Source organism: Extibacter sp. GGCC_0201 (assembly GCF_017566055.1).
Taxonomy (GTDB): domain Bacteria; phylum Bacillota; class Clostridia; order Lachnospirales; family Lachnospiraceae; genus Extibacter.
In genome coordinates, this window is record NZ_JABFCH010000119.1 from 1 (window position 1) to 228 (window position 228).

General features: G+C 42.1%; 1 protein-coding gene. It reads left to right on the forward strand.

The window, feature by feature from the left end:
* Positions 1-198: helix-turn-helix domain-containing protein (locus tag HJV72_RS18950; protein WP_208073415.1), on the forward strand; the 198-nt coding region annotated here is incomplete at its 5' end.
* Positions 199-228 lie beyond the last annotated feature (30 nt).

A 228-nucleotide genomic window follows, 5' to 3' on the forward strand; every position in this document is an offset into this window, starting at 1 on the left:
GCATACGGTATGCCTTCCCCTTTGAAGATTATACAAGAACGAGTGGTGACCGAAGCGAAACGGCTGTTGCTGCATACCTCGCATAGCATCAAAGAAATATCGGTGATTTTGGGTTTTGAAAGTGTGGGTACTTTCAGCCGCTTCTTTAAGAATATGACGGGGGAAAATACCTCGGCATACCGGAAAAGATTGCAATAAATAAGAACCGGTTCTTATTGCTATTAATTT